Below are 19874 nucleotides of genomic sequence, written 5' to 3' on the forward strand. Positions count from 1 at the left end.
CTACTCCGCCGCGATCGCATGACCGGCGAAATTCGCACGGCGGCTGCGGTACTGGGAGATGCGGTCCTCGATCTCGTGACGGAAATGGCGGATCAGTCCCTGGACCGGCCAGGCGGCCGCGTCGCCCAGGGCGCAGATGGTGTGACCCTCGACCTGTTTGCTGACGTCCAGCAGCAGGTCGATCTCGGTCGGATCGGCCTCGCCGACCGACATCCGCTCCAGCACGCGCCACATCCAGCCGGTGCCCTCGCGGCACGGGGTGCACTGGCCGCAGCTCTCATGCTTGTAGAAATAGCTGATGCGGGCGATCGCCTTCACCAGATCGGTCGACTCGTCCATGACGATGACTGCGGCGGTGCCCAACCCCGACTGCATCTCGCGCAGGGAGTCGAAATCCATCAGCGCCGTCTCGGCCATGTCGCGGGTGATCAGCGGCACCGACGATCCACCCGGGATCACCGCTTTCAGATTGCCCCAGCCACCGCGCACGCCGCCGCAATGCTCTTCCAGCAGCTGACGCAGCGGGATCGACATCGCCTCCTCGACATTGCACGGCCGGTTCACATGGCCGCTGATCGACATGATCTTGGTGCCGGTGTTGTTGGCGCGACCGAAGCCCGCGAACCATTCGGCCCCGCGACGCAGGATGGTGCCGATCACCGCGATCGATTCGACGTTGTTGACCGTGGTCGGGCAGCCGTACAGGCCGGCCCCGGCCGGGAACGGCGGCTTCAGGCGCGGCTGGCCCTTCTTGCCCTCCAGGCTCTCCAGCAGCGCCGTCTCTTCACCGCAGATGTAGGCCCCGGCCCCGTGGTGAATATAGACGTCGAAATCCCAGCCGTGGATGTTGTTCTTGCCGATCAGCTTCGCGTCATAGGCCTGCTTGACCGCCGCCTCCATCCGCTCGCGTTCCAGCACATATTCGCCGCGCAGATAGATGTAACAGGCGTGGGCCTGCATCGCGAAGCTGGCGATCAGACAGCCTTCGATCAGCAGGTGGGGATCATGGCGCATGATCTCCCGGTCCTTGCAGGTGCCCGGCTCGGACTCGTCGGCGTTGACCACCAAATAGTGGGGACGGTCCTTCACCTCCTTGGGCATGAAGGACCACTTCAGACCGGTCGGGAATCCGGCCCCGCCGCGTCCGCGCAGGCCCGAATTCTTGACGTTGGTGATGACCCAGTCGCGCCCGAGATCGAGCATGTCCCTGGTCGCATTCCAGCAGCCGCGGGTCTTCGCCCCGTCCAGCGTCCAGTCATGGAAGCCGTACAGATTGGTGAAGATGCGGTCCTTGTCTTCGAGGATTCCGACCATGGTTCAGTCCAGTTCCGCCATACGGCGGCGATGATAACGAGTGCGCATGAAGATGGCCGCGAGCATCAGCACCCAGCCGATGGCCAGCAGGCCGTAGCCCGCCCACTGGACCATGGGACCGGCGGCCCCGGCCGGACCGACCGACCAGACCAGGATGGCCCCCAGCACCACGCAGATCAGGCCCGCAAAGCGCTGCTTGCGACCCACGGCCCGCATCTCGGCCTTGTAGGCGGCGATGGCCGGATCGGAGCTCAGATCGGGGCGGCTCATGCCGGCACCGGATCGCTGTTGGGCAGTTTCTTGATCGGCTTGGCGGCCGAGCCGTCGTACAATTTCTTGTCGGTCAGGGTCAGCGCCACGCCCTCGGGCTCCGAGCTGTGGCGACCAACGCGCGAGCCGGGCTTGGGTGTCTTGCCGGCAGCGAAGTCGTCGATGATCTGCGCCATCGTCTCGGGCGTCAGGTCTTCGAAATAATAGTCGTTGATCATGGCCATCGGCGCATTGGCGCAGGCCCCCAGGCACTCGACCTCTTCCCAGGTGAAACGGCCGTCGGCGCTCAGCACCTGTTTCGGACCGATCTTGTCCTTGCAGACCTTCATCAGGTCATTGGCCCCGCGCAGGGCGCACGGCGTGGTGCCGCACACCTGGATCAAGGCCACGGACCCGACCGGCTCCAGCATGAACATGGTGTAGAAGGTGACGACCTCCAGCACCCGGATATAGGGCATGTCCAGCAGCGCGGCGATGGCGCGCAGCGCCGGCTCCGGGCACCAGCCCTCCTGCTTCTGCACCAGCCACAGGATCGGGATCACCGCCGACGCCTTGCGGTCGGCCGGATATTTGGCGATCCACCAGTCGGCCTTGGCCTTGGTCGCCTTGGAGAAGGCGAAGCTGGCGGGCTGAACTTTGGCGAGACGACGTACGCTCATCGGTCAGGCTTTCACGAAATCGATGCGGGCGATCTTGTCGCCGGCGACGGTGTAGATGGCCGCGACCTCGAATGGCGTGGCGTCCGGTGTGCGGAACACCCGCTCATGGTCGATCACGGTCGATCCGATCACGGTACGCGACACCAATTCGGCGCGGTTCTGCGGATGCTGGGCAAACAGGCCCAGGTGGCGCTCGCGAAAGGTGTCCAGCCCGCGCAGGTTCGGCTCGTCGTTCAGGTCGGCGACGGTCAGGTCATCCGCGAAATGGGTGACGAAGGCAGCGATATCCTGGGCATTATAGGCGTCCAGCTGGCCCTGTACGACGGATTCGACACTCATCGGTCGACCTCCCCGAACACGATATCCAGCGAACCGAGGATGGCGGACACGTCAGCCAGCATGTGGCCGCGGTTCATCCAGTCCATGGCCTGCAGGTGGCGGAAGCCCGGGGCCGAGATCTTGACCCGGTACGGCTTGTTGGTGCCGTCGCTGACCAGATAGATGCCGAACTCGCCCTTGGGGGCCTCGACCGAGGCATAGACCTCTCCCTCGGGCGTGTGGAAACCCTCGGTGTAGAGTTTGAAGTGGTGGATCAGCGCTTCCATCGACCGCTTCATCTCACCGCGCTTGGGCGGGACGATCTTGTTGTCCTCAACCATCACCGGGTCGCCGGGACGATTGCGCAGTTCGTGGATGCACTGCTCCATGATCCGCACCGACTGCTTCATCTCCTCGATGCGGCACAGGTAGCGGTCCCAGCAGTCGCCGTTCTTGCCGACGACGATGTCGAAATCCAGATCGGCATAGCATTCATAGGGCTGCGACTTGCGCAGGTCCCAGGCGATGTCCGAGCCGCGCAGCATCACGCCGGTGAAACCCCAGTCCAGCGCCTGCTGCTTCGACACCACGCCGATGTCGACGTTGCGCTGCTTGAAGATGCGGTTCTCGGTGACCAGGGACTCGATGTCAGCCAGCGCCGCCGGGAATTCATGGCACCAGCGGCCGATGTCGTCGATCAGGGCGCTGGGCAAATCCTGATGGACGCCGCCGGGCCGGAAATAGTTGGCGTGCAGACGGGCACCCGAGGCGCGCTCATAGAACACCATCAGCTTCTCGCGTTCCTCGAAGCCCCATAGCGGCGGGGTCAGGGCCCCGACGTCCATGGCCTGGGTGGTCACGTTCAGCAGGTGCGACAGGATGCGGCCGATTTCCGAATACAGCACGCGGATCAGCTGGGCCCGGTACGGCACCTCGATGCCCAGCAGGCGCTCGATGGCCAGACAGAAGGCATGCTCCTGGTTCATCGGCGCGACGTAATCCAGTCGGTCCAGATAGGGCACGTTCTGCAGATAGGTGCGCGCCTCCATCAGCTTTTCGGTGCCGCGATGCAGCAGGCCGATATGCGGATCGACACGGGTCACGACCTCGCCGTCCAGCTCCAGCACCAGACGCAGCACACCGTGCGCGGCCGGATGCTGCGGGCCGAAATTGATCGTGAATTTACGGTCGTCCAGCGCCTTCGCCTCGGCCGTCCGCACGTCGTACGGGCCGTCGAACACGTCAGTCGCCAGTTCGGCGCCCAGCGGCGGCTTTTTCGGAGTGGTGTGGCCGTCAGCCATCAGTCAGTTCCTCGTCCAGACCTTTGGGGTGCCGGGCCAGAGCGACGACCCAGCCCAGCACCAGCGTCAGCAGACCCATGCTCGACACGGCGGCGGTCGACAGCTGCCAGTCGCCGGTCAGTACGGCGATGGCCAGCGGCGTCGACAGCAGGATGGCCGAAGCCCCCAGCAGCGCGCTCTGCAGCTCGCCGGCCGACAGCCGCCGGATGCCGGCTCCAACCGCCAGACAGACGACGGCGATCATGATGGCGATACCCAGCGACTGGGTCTGCTCGGCCGGGATCACCGGCGCGCGCGTGAACCAGCCGGTCATCCGCGCGCCCAGCGTGAACAGGAACGCCGTCGAGAAGGTCACCAGGAAGAAGGAAGAGGCCGAGCGTACAGCTGCCTTGTTCATTGTCGATCATCCCGCCTTCTCGTCACCGGGCAGGACGGGAAGCGGATACTCGGCTCCCTCCCACGGCGACAGGAAATCAAAGTTCCGGAACTCTTGAGTCAGTTTGACAGGTTCATACACAACCCGCTTCTGCTCCTCATCGTAACGCACTTCGACATACCCGGTCATCGGGAAGTCCTTGCGGAGCGGATACCCCTGGAAGCCATAGTCGGTCAGCAGCCGGCGCATGTCCGGATGGCCCGAGAACAGCACGCCATACATGTCGAACGCCTCACGCTCGAACCAGCCGGCCGAGGGATAGACGGCGATGACGCTGGGCACCGGGGCCTGTTCGTCGGTTGCCACCTTGACCCGTACGCGCACGTTCCGGGTCATCGACAGCAGATGATAGACGATCTCGAACCGCTCGACCCGGTCAGGATAGTCGGCCCCGCAGACGTCCAGCAGCTGCTGGAAACCGAAGCGGTCGCGCAGGGCGGTCAGCACCTCGACGATGCGATCGCGGTGGGCGACCAGATTCAGCTCGCCGAACGCCACCTGGGCGTCGACGCCCAGTTCGCCGACCATCTCGGCCCCCAGTGGGGTCAGCACGGCCTCGCGGACCGCGATACGGGCTTCGGTGGTCATCGGTTGATGGTCCCGGTGCGGCGGATCTTCTTCTGCAGCTGCAGCAGCCCGTACAGCAACGCCTCAGCCGTCGGCGGACAGCCGGGCACGTAGACGTCTACAGGTACAATTCGGTCACAACCGCGAACTACACTGTAACTATAATGATAATACCCGCCGCCGTTGGCGCAACTACCCATCGACAGCACGTAACGCGGGTCTGGCATCTGGTCGTATACTTTACGCAGCGCGGGGGCCATCTTGTTGGTCAGGGTACCGGCCACGATCATCAGGTCGGACTGACGCGGGCTGGCGCGCGGGGCCATGCCGAACCGCTCCATGTCGAAACGCGGCATCGATGCCTGCATCATCTCCACGGCACAGCAGGCCAGGCCGAAGGTCATCCACATCAGGCTGCCGGTCCGGGCCCAGGTGATGACGTCGTCCAGCGAGGTGGTCAGGAAACCCTGCTCACCCAGTTCGGTGTTGACCTGCTCGAAGAATTTGTCGTGCAGCTTCGGATCATAGCCCTCGACCGTGGCGCGCGCACCCTGGCCGAAGCTCACGGGCGACGATCCCTGGTTGCCGGCCCCGATCAGCGGCGTGGTGTTGGTGACTATTCCCATTCCAGCGCCCCCTTCTTCCATTCGTAGATGAAGCCGACCGTCAGCACACCGAGGAACACCATCATCGACCAGAAGGCGAACACCATGCCGCCCTTGGACAGGTCGAACATCGACACGGCCCAGGGAAACAGGAAGGCGATCTCGAGGTCGAAGATGATGAACAGGATCGACACCAGATAGAAGCGGACATCGAATTTCATCCGTGCGTCATCGAAGGCGTTGAAGCCGCACTCATAGGCCGACAGCTTTTCAGAGTCGGGATTCTTGGGCGCGAGCACCCAGGCCGCCAGCATGAAGCCGAGGCCCAGCGCCGTCGCTATCCCGAGAAAGATAACGATCGGCAGATATTCCAGAAGAAATGCGTTCATTCGAGAAGACCTCGGCCGCCAGGGAGGTAGCGGATTCGGCGCTTTCTAGCCCCAACCCCGCCGGGGTTCAAACCCATGCTGATAAAGGATTTTATTGAGAATGGTTCGCAGGCCGTCCCGCCCCGGATGTTCGCCCCCGAGAGCCTGGAGAAATCACCGACAGCGCGCTTGACAGTGCGAGTGCCACCCGCCTAAACGACGCCCCTCGCCGCGACGCATCCAGCGCCGCGCCGGGAATACGCGGGTGTAGCTCAGTTGGTTAGAGTGCCGGCCTGTCACGCCGGAGGTCGCGGGTTCGAGTCCCGTCACTCGCGCCATTCCCTCTCGATCGTTCGAGGGAATGGCGCGCCCCGCCCCTGACCCGGTCCACACCCCTCCCCCTTCCCCTGAACCTGTCACCGATTTCATCTGCCCGCCCCAATCGCGCCTTATTCTGCTACAAATGTAACAGGCTACAAATGTAGCGGAGGCCCCGATGATCGAATCCCTGCCCAGACGAGAACGCGAGGTATTCGAGATTCTGTGCCGGCTCGAGGAGGGCACCGCCGGGGCCGTGCGCAATGCGATGTCCGGGTCACCCAGCGATTCCGCCGTCCGTACCCTGCTGTCGCGGCTGAAGGCCAAGGGGCTGATCGCCCACCGCACCGAGAACCAGGCCTATGTCTATGCGCCGGTGCCGCGCCCAGAGGCCGTGGCTGACGGGGCGCTGCGCCGTCTGGTCAACACCTTCTTCAACGGCTCCCCCGCCAGCGCCGCCACTGCCCTGCTGGGTCTGGCCTCGCAGCTGGATCCGGAAGAGCAGGCAACCCTGCGTCGGGCCATCGACGACGCCGGGGAGCGGGGCGCGTGATCGCCCTGCTGGTCAGCCTCGCCCTTAAGTCCGGCCTCGTCGCCGCCGGCGGCCTGTTACTGGCCGAACTGTTCGCGAAACGCCCCGCGGCCGAGCGCGCCGATCTGCTGCGCGCCACGGTCGGCCTGATGCTGGCCCTGCCCGTCATCGCCCTGGCCGGACCCGACCTGGCCCTCGCGGTTCTGCCTGCCGCCGCCGCGCCGGTTCCCGTCGTCCCGAACAGCGTGGCCTGGGCCGGCGAACTGGGGCCGGTCGCAGGGCTTTCGGTCAGCGGCACCATTGGGCCGCCGCCGGCCTGGGTTCTGATCATCTCGGCCTGGGCCCTGGGGGGCGTGCTGGTGCTGGGTCGCTTCGTCGGCGGCGTCTGGACCCTGTCGCGCTGGAGCCGCAGCGGTCACCCCGTGCAGGATCCGGTCTGGACCGAGGCGCTGGAGCGCCAGAGCGACGGACGTAGCCGCCGCCCGCGCCTGCTGGCCGCATCCCGGGTCGACGGGCCGCTCAGCTGGGGTCTGCCCCCGGGCACAGTGCTGATTCATCCCGACAGCCTGACCCGTCCGGCCGATGCCGACGCGGTGCTGGCCCATGAGATCGCCCATATCCGCCGCCTCGACTGGCCTTTCCTGGCGCTGTCGCGACTGGCCCTGGCCCTGTTCTGGTTCAACCCGCTGATGTGGCGGCTGCACAGGGCCCTGATCGACCGGTCCGAAGAGGCCGCCGACGCCCTGGCCATCGCCCGGGTCGACCCCCGCCAATACGCCCACACCCTGGTCAGTCTGGCCGCCCGCACCACCCCCGTCGCCGCGACCGGCATGGCCGGTCCCGCCCGCACCCTCAACCAAAGGATCGATGCCATCATGACATCCTCACGCAAGCCGCATGCCCGTTCCATCGCCATGACCGTTGCGGTCGGGGCCCTGGTCGCCGTCGCCACCCCCCTGGCCGCCGTGGAACTGTCGGCCCGTGCCGCGGACGGCAACCCGGTCAAGGCTTCGGCGGTGGCCGGCGTCGCCGCGACGGCGACCGTGGCCCCGTCTGCGTCCGTCGCGCCTGTCGCCCCGGCCCCGTCCGTTGCCCCGGTCGCACAGACCGGAGAGCGTTCGGGCCATTACACCTTCAGCTATTCCAGCAGCGACCAGACGGCACCATCGGCACCACACGCCGACAAACGCTCATCCCACGGCACCTACACCTACAGCTATTCCGGCGACGGCCCGCCACCGCTGGCCCCGTTGCCGCCCCCGCCGCCGGCACCTCCGGCACCACCGGCACCGCCCGCATTCTCGGCTCCGGCTCCGCCCGCGCCACCTGCGCCTCCGGCCCCGCCGCCGCCGCCCCGGCTGGTGAGCCTTCGCGCCCCGGTCGATGGCGCGACGTCGACCCGGGTTGCGCATAAACAGGCCGATGTCGCCCAGGACCGGGCCCGGGCCGAGGCCGATCGGGCCGCCGCCCTCCAGGACCGGGAACAGGCCCGTGCCGAAGCCCGCGCTGCCGTCGTGGACGCCCAGGCTATCCGGGCTGACGCCCAGCGTGCCAGTGCCGACGCACTGGAAAGCGCAGCCGCAACCATGCGTGAGACGTCAGTAAGACTGCAGAACCCGGCATATCGCGCCCAACTCATCGCTGAGGCCCGGGCCGAGGGTCGGACCGTGACCGACAGCGAACTGGAGGCCGGCATCTCGCGCTTCGCGATCGTGGCCGAAACGACTGCCGCCCGTGCCCGACAGCTGCGGCAACGCGGTGCGGCCGGGTCAGACCTCTAGACGGGCCTACGTCGCCCGTGACGACCGCCTTCCTCCGGGTGATCCCGGGGGAAGGCGCTATATCGACTGGAGGTCCGGTCGATCCTCAACAGGGCGGATTGATTGCCCCATAGCGCCCGGTCACCGCATGGGCCCCGGTCGGCGTCAGCGTCAGCACCGTCAGCCGGTCATATTCACATTCGTCCATCGCCGCCGCCCCGGTCGCGCCCAGGGCCCGGGCGATATCGGGCACCGTATTACTGTGCCCGACCACCAGCACCACCGCCTCGGGCGACAGCCGGCGAACCTCGCCCACCAGCCGCGCCACATGGGCGGCAGCCCCGCCGTCCAGCGACACCGCGACCGGTTCGGACTCCGCCGCCACGGCACTGGGGCCGGCGGTCAGGCCGGTGCGCTGCAGCGGGGTCACAAAGACATGCGTCACCCCGGCCCCGGCCAGCGTCTCCGCCAGAGCTGCAGCCCGGGCCTCGCCCAGGTCGGACAGCACCGGGTCGGCGCTCTGTTCGGCCTTCTCGGCGTGACGAACGACAATCACGGTCTGGGCCGCCGCCGGTGCGGCCAGCATCACGATCATGGCCGCGGCCAGGAGCAGTCTCTTCATCAGGATTCCCTCTCGCTGCCCCGACCCTGACCCGCCGACGGGGTCGCTGTCCAGCGCGCGGTCTAGGGAAGGATCCGGGCCTCGGCCGGGGCGGCGAACGCTGCCTCACCGCTGACGTCGGCGTACACGGTACACAGGTCCTCGAACACCCGGTTCCAGGCGAAGCGTTCGACGGTCCGGGCCCGGGCCGCCTGGCCGATCGCCTCGATGTCCCGTCTGAACAGGGCCTCAATCGCCTCGGCATAGTGACCGGGGTCGGCGCTGCGGGCCAGCTGGCCGACGGTCTCGTCCACCGTTTCGGCCACACCGCCGGCGTTGACCCCGACCACCGGCCGGCCGCAGGCCATGGCCTCCAGCACGATCAGGCCGAACGGCTCCTTGTCATTGGCGTGCACGAAGGCGTCGCAGCTGGCGATGATCTTCGCCACGATCTTGGGATTGGCCTCATACGGCAGAGAGATGACCCGCTCCTCGGCCGGCATGCCGGATCCGGCCCCGACCAGCACCAGATGATAGGGCGCGCCCAGCTTCTGCACCGCCTCGATCAACACGTCGATGTTCTTCTCCCGCGCCGGTCGCCCGGCGAAACACAGCAGTCGCGCCGAATCGGGCAGGTCCAGCTTCTTCAGCAGCCAGGCGCGATCGCGCCGGTCCGGGTGGAAGGTGTCGATCTCGACTCCCAGCGGCCGAATCACGATGTCACGCACCCCGGCCTCTTCCAGCCGCCGGGCGATAAAGCGACTGGGCGAGACCACCCGGTCGAACTGCGAGAACAGCTGGGCCCAGCGCTTCTCGACCGGCTTCTTGGCCCATTCGCCGAAATGCAGGGCCGCCAGACCCGCAGGATCCGAGTGACAGAAGCCGACGACCGGACAACCCGCCCTCTGGCCCGCCTCCAGCGCCCCCTGCCCCGGGGTATAGGGGTCACCGGCCTCGATCACCGAGGGCTCCAGCGCCGCAACCCACGCCCCCCAGCGCCGCACCGACGACGGCCAGCGATAGCCGTCACCGAACGGCATCTTGGTCGCATGCAGCTTGATCACGCCGTCGTCCCCGGCCTCGTGCCGGGGCCCCGGCACGACCAGACTGTGGGCCACGCCCGGTCGATTGCTCTCCAGCCACGCCTTCTTTGACAGCAGATAGCGTTTCACCCCGCCCGAACGCGGCGCGTACAGCATGGTGGTGTCGACAAGCCGGGGCCGGGCGTCCGCCGTCGACGCCCGCAGGCAGCGCAGCGTTTCCGAGACCTCCTCGTCCAGACCGGGAATCAGGCGGAGTTCGCTTTCCTCGACCTTGACCCCGACCATACTCAGCAGTTCGCTCTCGGTCGGGGGACGGCTTCCCGTGCGAATAGAACGCTTCTGGATGCGACGAACGCGGCGGACGGTAGCCAGTCTGGACTTCACCATATCGCCGCCCTAGCCCCGGAACCGGCTCAGCTCAAGTGTCCTCAGTCGGCGGAGGCGTATCCGTCACCCGGATGCCCCGCCGGGACAGGGCTTCACGCAGCAGGGTCTCGACCTGGGCATTGACCGAACGCAGCTCGGCGGCGGCCAATCGCTCGACCGCCGCCATCACGCCCGGCGTGGCCCGCATCAGAAAAGGCTTCCGGGGTCGCGCCATGTCAGCTGTACAGGGTGCCTGTATTGACGATCGGCTGGGCGTCGCGGTCGGCGCACAGCACGACCAGTAGATTCGAGACCATCGCCGCCTTGCGGTCCTCGTCCAGCTCGACCACGCCACGTTCGCCCAGATCCTGCAGGGCGTTCTCGACCATGCCGACCGCGCCACGGACGATCAGACGCCGCGCCGCCAGAACCGCTTCGGCCTGCTGGCGACGCAACATGGCTCCGGCAATTTCCGGCGCATAGGCCAGATGGGCCAGACGCGCCTCGTCGATAGCCACACCCGCGACCCGGACACGACCGACCAGTTCGTCCCGCAGCCGGGTCGCCACGTCCTCGGCGTCGGCCCGCAGGGTCATCTCCGGCACGTCCTCGTCCGCGCCATGGTCATAGGCATAGTGGGAGGCGATATCGCGCAGCGCCGTATCAACCTGGATGTTGACGAAGGCCTGGTAGTCATCGACGTCGAACAGGGCCTGGGCCGAGTCCTCGACCCGCCACACCACATTGGCGGCGATCTCGATCGGATTGCCGCGCTTGTCGTTCACCTTCAGCTTGTCACTGGTCAGGTTGCGGACCCGCACCGACACCTTCTTGCGGCTGTACCAGGGCAGGACCCAGCGCAGTCCGTTGGTCCGGTCAGTGCCGCGATAGGCCCCGAACAGCATGATCGCCACCGCCTCATTGGGCTGCAGCGAATAAAGGCCGGTCAGGAACAGAACCCCCACGCCCGACACCGCCAGCCCGCTCAGAATGACCGGCTTGTCGCCGAGATTCATCCCGATGATCACCGGCCCGGCGACGATGATCGCCAGACCGACCAGCAGCATGCCGATCCCGCCCATAACCCGTGCCGGCCGCTCGGCTGTTTTGAAATGTTCGTTGCCCATCAAACCCTCCTGTTTCGTCAAAAGTGATATCACTTTGATAGCTGGTTTGGCAAGGCTGGCGGGGAGGATTTCCCCACCGAAACGTCCTTAGGCCTTGCATTCGCCTCAAATTCGCGAAACTTGAGGCATGCTCGCGCAGTCCCTGTTAGAGGTGACCTGCGTCCTTGCGCGTCTGTCCACCAGGGGTTTTTTTCGAATGCGTAGACTGCTCGCGACCGCAGTGGCGATCGCCCCCCTGATGATCGCCTCCGGTGCCCACGCCGAGATTGTGATCTCGACGACCCGGACGACGCCGATCCAGACGTCCAACGCCACCGGCTCCGGCGCGGATTCCATCCGCATCGCCAGCGGTGGCGCAATCAGCGTTCTGACGGGCAATCTCGTCACGCTCGACTCCAGCCACAGCATCACCGTCGACTCCGGTGGCTCTATCGGTGGCGCGAATACGGCCAGCGGCACGACGGGCATCCTTGCCAACGGCGGCAATACCGGTTCGATCACCGTCAGCGGCGGCATCACCGTCGGCGACGATATTGACGCCTATCCTGACAGTGATTCCGACGGCGATACCGATGGCCCCTGGGCGACCGGCAGTGATCGCTATGGCATCCGTGTCGTCGGCGCATCGCCCCTGATCGGCAATATCCTCCTGAACGGCGGCAGTTCATTGCTGGTCGACGGAACCAACGCCGTCGGTATCTCGATCGAATCCGGCCTGACCGGCAATCTGACCACCCTCGGCGGGATGCGGGTCGTCGGCGACAATGCCATCGGCGTGCGGTCAACCGCGCCGATCACCGGCAATGTGATGCTCAGCGGCACCATGGCCAACTTCGGGGCCAACACCTCGGCCGTCGTGCTCGAGGGCGATGTGGACGGCCAGGTCGCCATCCAGGGCAACCTGATGTCGACCGGCTATCGCTATACCACGCGTCCGCCCGCGGCCTTCATCGCCCATCTCGACGCCGACGACCTGCTGCAGAACCGCTCGACGGTGATCATCGCTGGCAACGTCAGCGGCGGCGTGGTGTTGGACAAGCCTCCGCTCGATGCCGACACCGCCAATCCCGATGAAGACGGCGACGGCGTGCCGGATGCGACCGAGACGACGGGCTTCGTCACCAGCTTCGGCGCGGCCCCGGCCGTCACGGTCGGCTCAGCCACCCGGTCCATCGCGCTCGGCGTCGCCGGTACCGGCGATTCGGCCTACGGCTTCATCAACCGCGGCACCATCACCGGCCAGGGTATCTACGACGGTGTCCAGGGCAACGGCCTCGTGTTCGGCGTTGCCGGCGGCAACACCGTCACCGTGGACGGCGGCATCCGCAACGAAGGCACGATCTCGGGTCTGTCCTTCGAGGCCAATGCGACCGCCCTGCGCCTGGCGGCGGGGGCGATTACACCGCAAATCGTCAACTCCGGCAGTATTTCAGCGGGGGGCTCGTCCGACTTGGCCACCCAGACCACCGCCGTTCAGATCGATGCCGGGGCCTCGGTCCCCACCCTGACCAACAACGCCGTGATCCTGGCCACCGCCATCGGGTCAACGGTGAACGTCACGGCGATCCGCGACCTCAGTGGTACGTTGAACACGATCAACAACACCCGGATGATCCAGGCGAACCTGACCGCCAACGCCGCCGGGGATCCGATCACCGGCACCGCGACCGCCATCGACGCCCGCGCCAACACAACCGGCGTGACCCTTCTGCAGACAGGTGTGGTCAGCGCGAGTGGTCTGGACAGCGACAATGACGGCGTGCCCGACGTCTTCGAGCCAGTGATCACCGGCAATATTCTCCTCGGCAACGGCAACAATATCGTCGACATCCGCAACGGTGAGGTCCGGGGCGGAATTTCGTTCGGTAGCGGCCTCGACCAACTGCTCATTTCCGGTGGGGCAGTGGTAAGTGGAGCCCTGTCCGATTCGGCTGGAAACCTCGACATCACCGTTAGCGACGGCACGCTCCAGGCGCGCCAGCTGACCCCGTTGAACATCAGCAACCTTAACGTCGGCACCGACGGTAACCTGATCGTGACACTGGACCCGGCGAACGGGACCAACTCGGGATTCGTGGTCTCGGGCACCGCCACCCTGGCCGACGGCGCGGGCGTGGGCGTTCAGTTCAACTCCCTGATCGGTGCCCCCGAACGTTTCACCATCATCCAGGCGGCGACGCTGAACTACGGAGCCATCGACCTGTCGTCGGTGACCGACAATTCGCCCTACCTCTACATCATCGACGCCGGGGCGAACGTCCCGGCCGGTGAGGTCTATGTCGACGCGCGTCGGCGGACCGCCGCCGAGGCCGGTCTGGAGACGGTCGAGGGCGCGATGTTCGATGCCTTCTACGGTGCCCTGGGCACCGACCAGACGCTGCGTGACGTCTTCCTGTCGCAAACGGCACGCCCCGGCTTCATCGATATGTACGAGCAGCTCCTGCCCGACCATTCGGGCGGCCCCCTGCTCTCGCTGGCCAGCGGCGTTGATGCCGTGACCCGGGCCCTGACCGGACGCAACTCGTCAGCCGCGCCCGGCGAGGTCAGCGCCTGGGTGCAGGAGATCAATTTCTACGCCGACAAGGACCGCACCGACACCTACGGCTTCCGCTCGGAAGGTTTCGGCATCGCCGGCGGTGTCGAGCGCGGCAGCGACCTGGGCGCGATCGGCGTCTCGGTGGCCTTCACCTCATCGGACCTCGAGGATCCCGAGGCCGAGGCCGAGGAGATCCTGTCCGCCAGCCTGCTGGAGCTGGGCCTCTACTGGCGCGCCCAGGGCCAGAACTGGACCACCTGGGCCCGCGCGGCGGCCGGCTACGCCACCTTCGACGCCACCCGTCAGTTCGTCGGCGGCGGCCTGAACCTCAGAAACGAGTCGAGCTGGAACGGCTTCACCCTGGCGGCGGCCGGCGGGGCCTCCTACGAGCGCAGCTTCGGCCGCTTCAGCATCCGTCCCGAAGTCTATGCCGAGTATTTCTCGCTCAGCGAGGACGCCCGCAGCGAAACCGGTGGCGGGGCCGGCTTCGACCTCGACATCGACGCGCGTGACGGCCACATGTTCTCCACCGTGGCCGCCGTCAACATCGGCATGGGCATGGGCGAGAACAGCTGGTTGCGCCCCGAGGTCCGGGTCGGCTGGCGCCAGAACATCTCGGTTGATCCGGGCGAAACCATCGGTCGCTTCTCCAGCGGCGGCCCCGACTTCCGCCTGACGCCCGACACCATCGAGGGCGGTGGTCCGATCGTCGGCTTCCGCCTCAACGTCGGCAACGAACTGGGCATGCTCTCGATCAGCGCCGATGCGGAAATGATCGAGGACTACGTACGTTACATGCTTCTGCTGCGCGCCAGCTTCCGCTTCTAGGCCGGACGCAAACCCGAAACACGAAAGGCCGCCGGATCGCTCCGGCGGCCTTGTTCGTGGGGTGATGCGGTCTGGTAGGCGGCGACGGGTTCGAACCGCCGACCCTCTCGGTGTAAATGAGGAGGTGCACCGTGTCACGCTGTTTCCTGCCGATTGACCTATCGTCGCAAAGTCAGAGCTGGCGGGAATAATCGGAGGACTGCGTTGCATTCTGATTCCCTCGCTTGCCTCTAATGTGGTATCTGTCTGGTATCTGGCGAGGGGTCAGATACCAGGAGGCGGCGCGATGGCCAGGCACAAGGCGAAGCTGACGAAGCGGACGGTGGATGCGGTCACGGCCCCTGCCGAGGGCGAGACGTGGGTGTGGGACACCGAGATCAAGGGCTTCATCCTCCGGGTCCGCCCCAGCGGCCGGAAGGTCTATGCCGTCCGCTACCGCCTCGGCACCCGTCAGGCGACCTATACGATCGGCACGCACGGTTCGCCCTGGACGCCTGACACGGCGCGGGAGAAGGCGCTTTGGGCGCTCGATCGCGTGCGCAATGGTGAAGATCCGACCACCGAGAAGCGGGCCGCCCGCGAGGTGGTGACCGTCCTCCAACTGATCGAGGCCTATATCGCGGACGGCCCGGCAACGAAGCCGAACAAGCGTGCCAGCACCTGGACGAATGACGCATCGAACCTGAGACGCCATGTGGCCCCGCTCTTGGGCCGCAAGCTGGCCGACTCCGTCACGAACGGCGATGCCGCCCGCGCCTATCGTGACATCGCCAACGGCAAGACGGCGGCCGACGTGAAGACGGGCCTCCGGGGCCGGGCGATCATCACCGGCGGCGAGGGCGTAGCCCGCCGCACCAGGACCACCGCCGCCGCCATGTTCGCTTGGGGCATCGCCCACGGCCTGGTGAAAACGAACCCGTTCGCCACGGTGAAGTTGACGGCAGCGCCGACGCGCGAGCGGTTCCTGTCCCGCCTCGAGGCCGCGACCTTCCTCGGCAAGCTGACGGAGCTGGAGGCGTCAGGTGTCGTCGCCAGCGCCTTCGCCGACGCCACCCGGCTGCTGTTGCTCACTGGCGCGAGGAAGACGGAAATCCTCGGCCTCCGGTGGTCGGAGGTCGATACCCAGCGACGATCCCTTAGGCTCCCGCCCGAACGCACGAAGGCCGGGGGCACGTCGGGCGAACGGCGAGTGGTCCTGTCCCCGGCGGCGCTGACCATCCTCGCCCGTCGGATGGAAGACCGGGATGCCGCTGCCGCGAAGGCCACGGCCGCCGGCGACGCCCCCCGACTGTCGCCCTATGTCTTCCCGTCCAGCCGGGGTGAGGGTCATGTCATCGGCCTGCGCCGGCCGTTCAAGCTGGCGATGGAGGCGGCGAAGCTGACGGACGTTCGGATTCACGATCTCCGTCACTCGTTCGCGTCGTTCGCCATGGCGGACAAGCAGAGCCTATTCATGGTCGGGAAGCTGCTGGGCCACGCCAGCACCCGGACCACCGAGCGATATGCGCACCTGGCCGACGACCCCATGCAAGACGCCGTGGCGCTGATCGGCAAGCACCTGTTCCCCACGGTGGTCGAGGACGGCGGCGAGGTCATCGCCTTGCCCCGGCGCGCCTAGCGCAAGGCCTCTTGGGTCGCCTGCCGTTCGGCTTCAGGGCGGGACCGACCGCACTGATATTCAAGGATCGCGGCCCGTTCCGCCCATTCCAGCCAGGCTGAAACGTGGGCGTCGAGCACGTCTGAACGCGGACCCTTCTCATTTTGGGTGGGGACGGTGGGTGCGGTGGGGACTGAGGCCTTATCCCGTTGGCCGGAAACCCCTTTTTCGGTCCCCACCTCGCGCGAGACCGGTCCCCACCGCGGCGGTGGTGGGGACGCGTCGCCGGGGTAGACGAACGCCGTTCGTGCCCGATCCTCAACTTGCCCGAAGCCCCCTTTTCCGGGCTCCGCCTCTTGCGGACCGGGCATTCGCCCGGTCCCCGGCAGACCCCGGCCGGGACGCCACCGAGACCGGGCGCGCTCGATCGCGGCGGCCAGCGGGTCAGTCAGTGTCCAGCTCCAGGATCGAGGCCTTGACCCAATAGAACCGGCGATTTTGGGACTGGACCTTCTTTTGCTTCTTCATGTGCTTGCCGTCGCCCTTCTCCAGGTATCCGACCTCCAGGAGAGTTTGAGCGGCGAAGCGCAGATCGAAGCCCTTGAAGACCTCGGCCCAGCCGGCATCGTGGAAGAGATAGTAGGTGTCGGGCCCGAAGACGTGGCGGAAGCCCAAGGTCTTCAGCGAGCGGGCCTCCCCAGCCCGATCGCTGGCGGGCTCTTCCCATTCCGCGCCGCGATCCTCGCCCAGGTTGGCGAACCGGCTCAGGTCTTGCTCGATGGCCCCTTTCAGCGTCCGCAGCACGTCACGCTCTTCCCGAGGCGCGGACCGGCCGAAGGCGTCGGCCCAACGGTTGAACAGCATCAAACCCGCCGCCGACGCCTCTCCGCCCTCCCACGGCGCGACACCGAAGGCGGAGGCCAGCTCGCCCGCCGCCGCCACCAACGCGAAGCGGAGGGCGGCGCGGTGCACCTGGCCGTGATCGTCAGCCCGCTTCGCCGTGGCCATGAAGCCCGCCATGACTTCCCCAGCGATCCGCTTCGCGTCTTCGATGTCCCTGACGAAGTGCTCCAGGAACGCCGGCCCCGCGTGGCCGTAGTGGTCCCGCGTTGCCGCCTTCAGGGCGTCGGACAGCTCAGCTGGCCCGGTGAAGGCGTGCAAGGTCTCCCACACGCCCATGCTCTTGCCGGCGTCGGCGGCGATGTCCAGGAGCCGCAGCTCTTGCCCCGCCATTGCACGATCACCCCGGCGGCTGGACCGAATGTGGTCGGCGAGGCCGATCTCCCCCGTCGACAGCATGATCGCCCGCCATTCCGACCGCTTGCGCAGCTGGCCGTCCGTTTTCGAGCGCGCCTTCCCTTGACCCGTCGCCAGGGCATAGGCCGCCTGTCCGGCTTCCTCCGGGGCGACCAGCGCCAGTTCGTCCAGCACCAACAGGGTTTCGGAGTGGCCATAGGCGATCATCTCCAGCGCGTTCGCTGTGGCGCGCCAGGAATGGGCCGAGCCGAGCGGGCCACCGCCGCCCCAGATCGAGCCGGCGGCCAGGCCGAGCGTCGTCTTCCCGCTTGAAGATCCTCCCCGGAAGTGAAAGCCGCCGCCCTCCATCCCCAGCGGACGCAGCAGCGGCCCGGCGAAGCCGATCGACAGGGCCAGCAGCAGGAGCGGGTTGCCTGACGCCTTGGCGGCGACGTCCTGCCGCCACCCGTCCAGCGTTCCGGCCGCCCGATAGTGCAGCGCCCCGGCGTCGCCGGTGAACAGAACCTGTTCCGCGCCCGGCGGTCCGACGACGCGCGCCGGCAGCACGAAGCGGTCACCCGGAGCCCAGCCGGTGGCGTTCACGAGCGTTATCCGGCGCGTGCACCGCAGCTCCGCCAGACAGGCGGTGAAGCGGTCATACTGGCCTCGGCCGGGGACGATCATCAGCCCCTCGCTGGCGAGCCGTGCGCGCACGCCGGCGCCCTCGGACACCAGGGCGGCACGGGAGACCACCTCCGTCTTCACGCGGCCGTCTGGATCGCGGAAGCGGATCACCACCGCCCAGCCGCTGCCGTCAGGGTCGCGGGCTTCGCCCAGCGGCTCAAACGGCGCTGAGACCTTCACCGCGAACTTCTCGCCCTTCTTGCCCGGCACCTCGAACCACAGGCCCTCCGCGTCCAGTTTGAAGCCGTAGGGCAGCTCGACACCACCGGCGATGCCCTCGAAGCGCGCTTCCTCGATCGCGGTGGTGGCGTCGGCCAGGCCAAAGCCCACCGTCCAGTCATCGGCCAGGTCCCAGCCCTCCGGGAGGAAGGTCGGAACGTTCACCACGGCCACCGAGTCCGCCCCGATGGCGCTGGCGCGGCGGGCCACGTCGTCGGCGGCCTTTCGGCCCGGCGCGTCGGCGTCCGGGAAGATGATGACCTCACGCCCGGCGAGGGGCGTCCAATCGACCTTCCCCGTCGCCTTGGAGCCGCCGGGCCAGGTCACCACCGCGAAGCCGGGGAACCGTTCGCGGGCGGCGTCGGCGGTTTTCTCGCCTTCCACCACCAGGACAGGCGCGGTCGGCGCTTTCGCCAGCTGATCGAGGCCATAGAGCGGACGGGGATCAGCGAAGCCCTTCCACCGCCACCGCAAACCCCCGGCTTCGCGCCAACAGGTCAGGGGCAGCACCTGCTTTCCATCGTCCCCGTCGATCCGAACCACATGACCGAGGACGGCCCCGGTGGCGTCACGGTAGGTCCAGCGCGCGGACCACCGCCCCTTGCTCGGGTGGCGGTCGGGCGGGTCAGGTGCATCGGCCGGAACCGGCATAGCCAGCTCGCCTTCGGCTTTGCCGCGAACGGCGTTCGTGTCGCCGCCGGCCTCGGCCGCCGCCTTCACCCGATCAAAGGGGTTCGAGGATTCGGTCACAGGCGCCGCCCAACCCCGCGCTGAAACTCGACAATGCGAGCGGTGGTCGCCTGGTCTTCCATGCGACCGGCGTCGTGACGGCCCACCGTCCACGGGGCGTAGATCAGACCGCGCCACCCAAACCAGCTGAACAGGCGCACCTCATAGATGCCCCGGCGGTTGAAGAAGCGCCGGAGTGCCTTCTGCTCATGTGGCTTCAGGGCGTCGCTCCAGTCCTCAACATACTGGCGGATGCGCGCGATCGGCACGTCGATCTCAGCGGCCAGGAAGCCCTCGGACTTGTCGGCCAGGGCGAGGCCGGCGGTCAGCAGATGGCCGTCAAACGGGGCATCGGGAAGATTGTCGGCCCAGCCCTGGACGCTGCGCGCCGTGCGCTCGCCCAGGTCGGCCACCTTGCGGACAACGGTGGTCAACATCGGTGTTTTCCTTGAAGCCGACG

At 67.1% G+C, this 19874-nt stretch carries 19 protein-coding genes and 1 tRNA gene; 5 read left to right on the forward strand and 15 right to left on the reverse strand.

From position 1 onward, the window contains the following. Genes nuoF through AAC067_RS03215 form a run of 9 tightly spaced genes read right to left on the reverse strand, consistent with a single transcriptional unit; the run spans nt 1 to nt 5859 of the window. Nucleotides 1-1314 (reverse strand): NADH-quinone oxidoreductase subunit NuoF, encoded by a 1314-nt coding sequence (gene nuoF / locus AAC067_RS03175; RefSeq protein WP_339929444.1) that lies wholly within the window; start codon nt 1312-1314, stop codon nt 1-3. Between the two features lie 3 nt (nt 1315-1317). Further along, the gene (locus AAC067_RS03180; RefSeq protein WP_339929446.1) at nt 1318-1584 is read right to left on the reverse strand and encodes a hypothetical protein; all 267 of its coding nucleotides are present in this window, start codon (nt 1582-1584) and stop codon (nt 1318-1320) included. Then, nucleotides 1581-2243 (reverse strand): NADH-quinone oxidoreductase subunit NuoE, encoded by a 663-nt coding sequence (gene nuoE, locus AAC067_RS03185; protein ID WP_339929448.1) that lies wholly within the window; start codon nt 2241-2243, stop codon nt 1581-1583. Before nuoE ends, AAC067_RS03180 begins: the two co-directional genes overlap by 4 nt. Before the next feature lie 3 nt (nt 2244-2246). Beyond that, nucleotides 2247-2582, reverse strand: a complete 336-nt coding sequence (locus AAC067_RS03190; RefSeq protein ID WP_339929450.1) for a nuclear transport factor 2 family protein — start codon at nt 2580-2582, stop codon at nt 2247-2249. After that, nucleotides 2579-3862: an NADH-quinone oxidoreductase subunit D gene (locus tag AAC067_RS03195; protein ID WP_339929452.1), complete on the reverse strand. Its 1284-nt coding sequence runs from the start codon at nt 3860-3862 to the stop codon at nt 2579-2581. The genes AAC067_RS03190 and AAC067_RS03195 overlap by 4 nt, the downstream gene beginning before the upstream one ends. After that, nucleotides 3855-4259 carry a hypothetical protein gene (locus tag AAC067_RS03200; RefSeq protein WP_339929454.1) on the reverse strand — a complete coding sequence of 135 codons (405 nt, stop codon included), beginning with the start codon at nt 4257-4259 and terminating at the stop codon, nt 3855-3857. Before AAC067_RS03200 ends, AAC067_RS03195 begins: the two co-directional genes overlap by 8 nt. A gap of 6 nt (nt 4260-4265) precedes the next feature. Beyond that, nucleotides 4266-4826 carry an NADH-quinone oxidoreductase subunit C gene (locus tag AAC067_RS03205; RefSeq protein ID WP_339929786.1) on the reverse strand — a complete coding sequence of 187 codons (561 nt, stop codon included), beginning with the start codon at nt 4824-4826 and terminating at the stop codon, nt 4266-4268. 56 nt (nt 4827-4882) lie between these two features. Continuing rightward, nucleotides 4883-5512 (reverse strand): NADH-quinone oxidoreductase subunit B family protein, encoded by a 630-nt coding sequence (locus AAC067_RS03210; protein ID WP_339929456.1) that lies wholly within the window; start codon nt 5510-5512, stop codon nt 4883-4885. Continuing rightward, the gene (locus AAC067_RS03215; protein WP_339929458.1) at nt 5482-5859 is read right to left on the reverse strand and encodes an NADH-quinone oxidoreductase subunit A; all 378 of its coding nucleotides are present in this window, start codon (nt 5857-5859) and stop codon (nt 5482-5484) included. The genes AAC067_RS03210 and AAC067_RS03215 overlap by 31 nt, the downstream gene beginning before the upstream one ends. 240 nt (nt 5860-6099) lie before the next feature. Here AAC067_RS03215 and AAC067_RS03220 point away from each other — a divergent pair. From AAC067_RS03220 to AAC067_RS03230, 3 genes are all read left to right on the forward strand, one after another. Next, nucleotides 6100-6176 (forward strand) — tRNA-Asp (locus tag AAC067_RS03220). Between the two features lie 158 nt (nt 6177-6334). Continuing rightward, the gene (locus tag AAC067_RS03225; RefSeq protein ID WP_339929460.1) at nt 6335-6709 is read left to right on the forward strand and encodes a BlaI/MecI/CopY family transcriptional regulator; all 375 of its coding nucleotides are present in this window, start codon (nt 6335-6337) and stop codon (nt 6707-6709) included. After that, complete coding sequence (locus AAC067_RS03230) at nt 6706-8469, forward strand: M56 family metallopeptidase (protein WP_339929462.1); 1764 nt, start codon at nt 6706-6708, stop codon at nt 8467-8469. The genes AAC067_RS03225 and AAC067_RS03230 overlap by 4 nt, the downstream gene beginning before the upstream one ends. An 85-nt stretch (nt 8470-8554) precedes the next feature. Here the strand turns inward: AAC067_RS03230 and AAC067_RS03235 are convergent, their stop codons facing one another. The 4 genes from AAC067_RS03235 to AAC067_RS03250 all read right to left on the reverse strand — a co-directional run bounded on the left by AAC067_RS03235 (nt 8555) and on the right by AAC067_RS03250 (nt 11585). Then, nucleotides 8555-9070, reverse strand: coding sequence for a phosphoglycerate mutase family protein (locus AAC067_RS03235; protein WP_339929464.1), 516 nt, complete (start codon nt 9068-9070; stop codon nt 8555-8557). A 62-nt stretch (nt 9071-9132) separates the two neighbouring features. Then, nucleotides 9133-10479, reverse strand: a complete 1347-nt coding sequence (locus AAC067_RS03240) for a glycosyltransferase (protein WP_339929466.1) — start codon at nt 10477-10479, stop codon at nt 9133-9135. Between the two features lie 31 nt (nt 10480-10510). Continuing rightward, entirely contained in the window at nt 10511-10666 is a 156-nt protein-coding gene (locus AAC067_RS03245; RefSeq protein ID WP_339929468.1) for a hypothetical protein, read from the reverse strand. 28 nt (nt 10667-10694) lie between these two features. Next, on the reverse strand, nt 10695-11585 hold the full coding sequence (locus AAC067_RS03250) for an SPFH domain-containing protein (RefSeq protein WP_339929470.1): 891 nt from the start codon (nt 11583-11585) through the stop codon (nt 10695-10697). 196 nt (nt 11586-11781) lie between these two features. Between AAC067_RS03250 and AAC067_RS03255 the strand changes: the two genes are divergently transcribed. Together AAC067_RS03255 and AAC067_RS03260 are read left to right on the forward strand one after the other, a co-directional pair. Beyond that, entirely contained in the window at nt 11782-14949 is a 3168-nt protein-coding gene (locus tag AAC067_RS03255) for an autotransporter domain-containing protein (RefSeq protein WP_339929472.1), read from the forward strand. Between the two features lie 286 nt (nt 14950-15235). Further along, a complete protein-coding gene (locus AAC067_RS03260) occupies nt 15236-16567 on the forward strand; it encodes a site-specific integrase (protein ID WP_339929474.1) in 1332 nt (443 codons plus the stop codon). A 423-nt stretch (nt 16568-16990) separates the two neighbouring features. Here the strand turns inward: AAC067_RS03260 and AAC067_RS03265 are convergent, their stop codons facing one another. After that, nucleotides 16991-19435, reverse strand: coding sequence for a DUF927 domain-containing protein (locus AAC067_RS03265; protein ID WP_339929476.1), 2445 nt, complete (start codon nt 19433-19435; stop codon nt 16991-16993). Next, nucleotides 19432-19851 (reverse strand): hypothetical protein, encoded by a 420-nt coding sequence (locus AAC067_RS03270; RefSeq protein ID WP_339929478.1) that lies wholly within the window; start codon nt 19849-19851, stop codon nt 19432-19434. The genes AAC067_RS03265 and AAC067_RS03270 overlap by 4 nt, the downstream gene beginning before the upstream one ends. Nucleotides 19852-19874 lie beyond the last annotated feature (23 nt).

Source organism: uncultured Brevundimonas sp., assembly GCF_963977465.1.
GTDB lineage: Bacteria > Pseudomonadota > Alphaproteobacteria > Caulobacterales > Caulobacteraceae > Brevundimonas.

Bases quoted from the DNA above. Each gene is read 5' to 3' on its own strand.
- AAC067_RS03215 (WP_339929458.1), bottom strand. From the start codon at position 5,859: ATGAACGCATTTCTTCTGGAATATCTGCCGATCGTTATCTTTCTCGGG.
- AAC067_RS03195 (WP_339929452.1), bottom strand. From the start codon at position 3,862: ATGGCTGACGGCCACACCACTCCGAAAAAGCCGCCGCTGGGCGCCGAA.
- AAC067_RS03235 (WP_339929464.1), bottom strand. From the start codon at position 9,070: ATGAAGAGACTGCTCCTGGCCGCGGCCATGATCGTGATGCTGGCCGCA.
- AAC067_RS03260 (WP_339929474.1), top strand. From the start codon at position 15,236: ATGGCCAGGCACAAGGCGAAGCTGACGAAGCGGACGGTGGATGCGGTC.
- nuoE (WP_339929448.1), bottom strand. From the start codon at position 2,243: ATGAGCGTACGTCGTCTCGCCAAAGTTCAGCCCGCCAGCTTCGCCTTC.
- AAC067_RS03240 (WP_339929466.1), bottom strand. From the start codon at position 10,479: ATGGTGAAGTCCAGACTGGCTACCGTCCGCCGCGTTCGTCGCATCCAG.
- AAC067_RS03190 (WP_339929450.1), bottom strand. From the start codon at position 2,582: ATGAGTGTCGAATCCGTCGTACAGGGCCAGCTGGACGCCTATAATGCC.
- AAC067_RS03205 (WP_339929786.1), bottom strand. From the start codon at position 4,826: ATGGTCGGCGAACTGGGCGTCGACGCCCAGGTGGCGTTCGGCGAGCTG.
- AAC067_RS03200 (WP_339929454.1), bottom strand. From the start codon at position 4,259: ATGAACAAGGCAGCTGTACGCTCGGCCTCTTCCTTCTTCCTGGTGACC.
- AAC067_RS03180 (WP_339929446.1), bottom strand. From the start codon at position 1,584: ATGAGCCGCCCCGATCTGAGCTCCGATCCGGCCATCGCCGCCTACAAG.
- AAC067_RS03225 (WP_339929460.1), top strand. From the start codon at position 6,335: ATGATCGAATCCCTGCCCAGACGAGAACGCGAGGTATTCGAGATTCTG.
- AAC067_RS03210 (WP_339929456.1), bottom strand. From the start codon at position 5,512: ATGGAAGAAGGGGGCGCTGGAATGGGAATAGTCACCAACACCACGCCG.
- nuoF (WP_339929444.1), bottom strand. From the start codon at position 1,314: ATGGTCGGAATCCTCGAAGACAAGGACCGCATCTTCACCAATCTGTAC.
- AAC067_RS03255 (WP_339929472.1), top strand. From the start codon at position 11,782: ATGCGTAGACTGCTCGCGACCGCAGTGGCGATCGCCCCCCTGATGATC.
- AAC067_RS03270 (WP_339929478.1), bottom strand. From the start codon at position 19,851: ATGTTGACCACCGTTGTCCGCAAGGTGGCCGACCTGGGCGAGCGCACG.
- AAC067_RS03245 (WP_339929468.1), bottom strand. From the start codon at position 10,666: ATGCGGGCCACGCCGGGCGTGATGGCGGCGGTCGAGCGATTGGCCGCC.
- AAC067_RS03250 (WP_339929470.1), bottom strand. From the start codon at position 11,585: ATGGGCAACGAACATTTCAAAACAGCCGAGCGGCCGGCACGGGTTATG.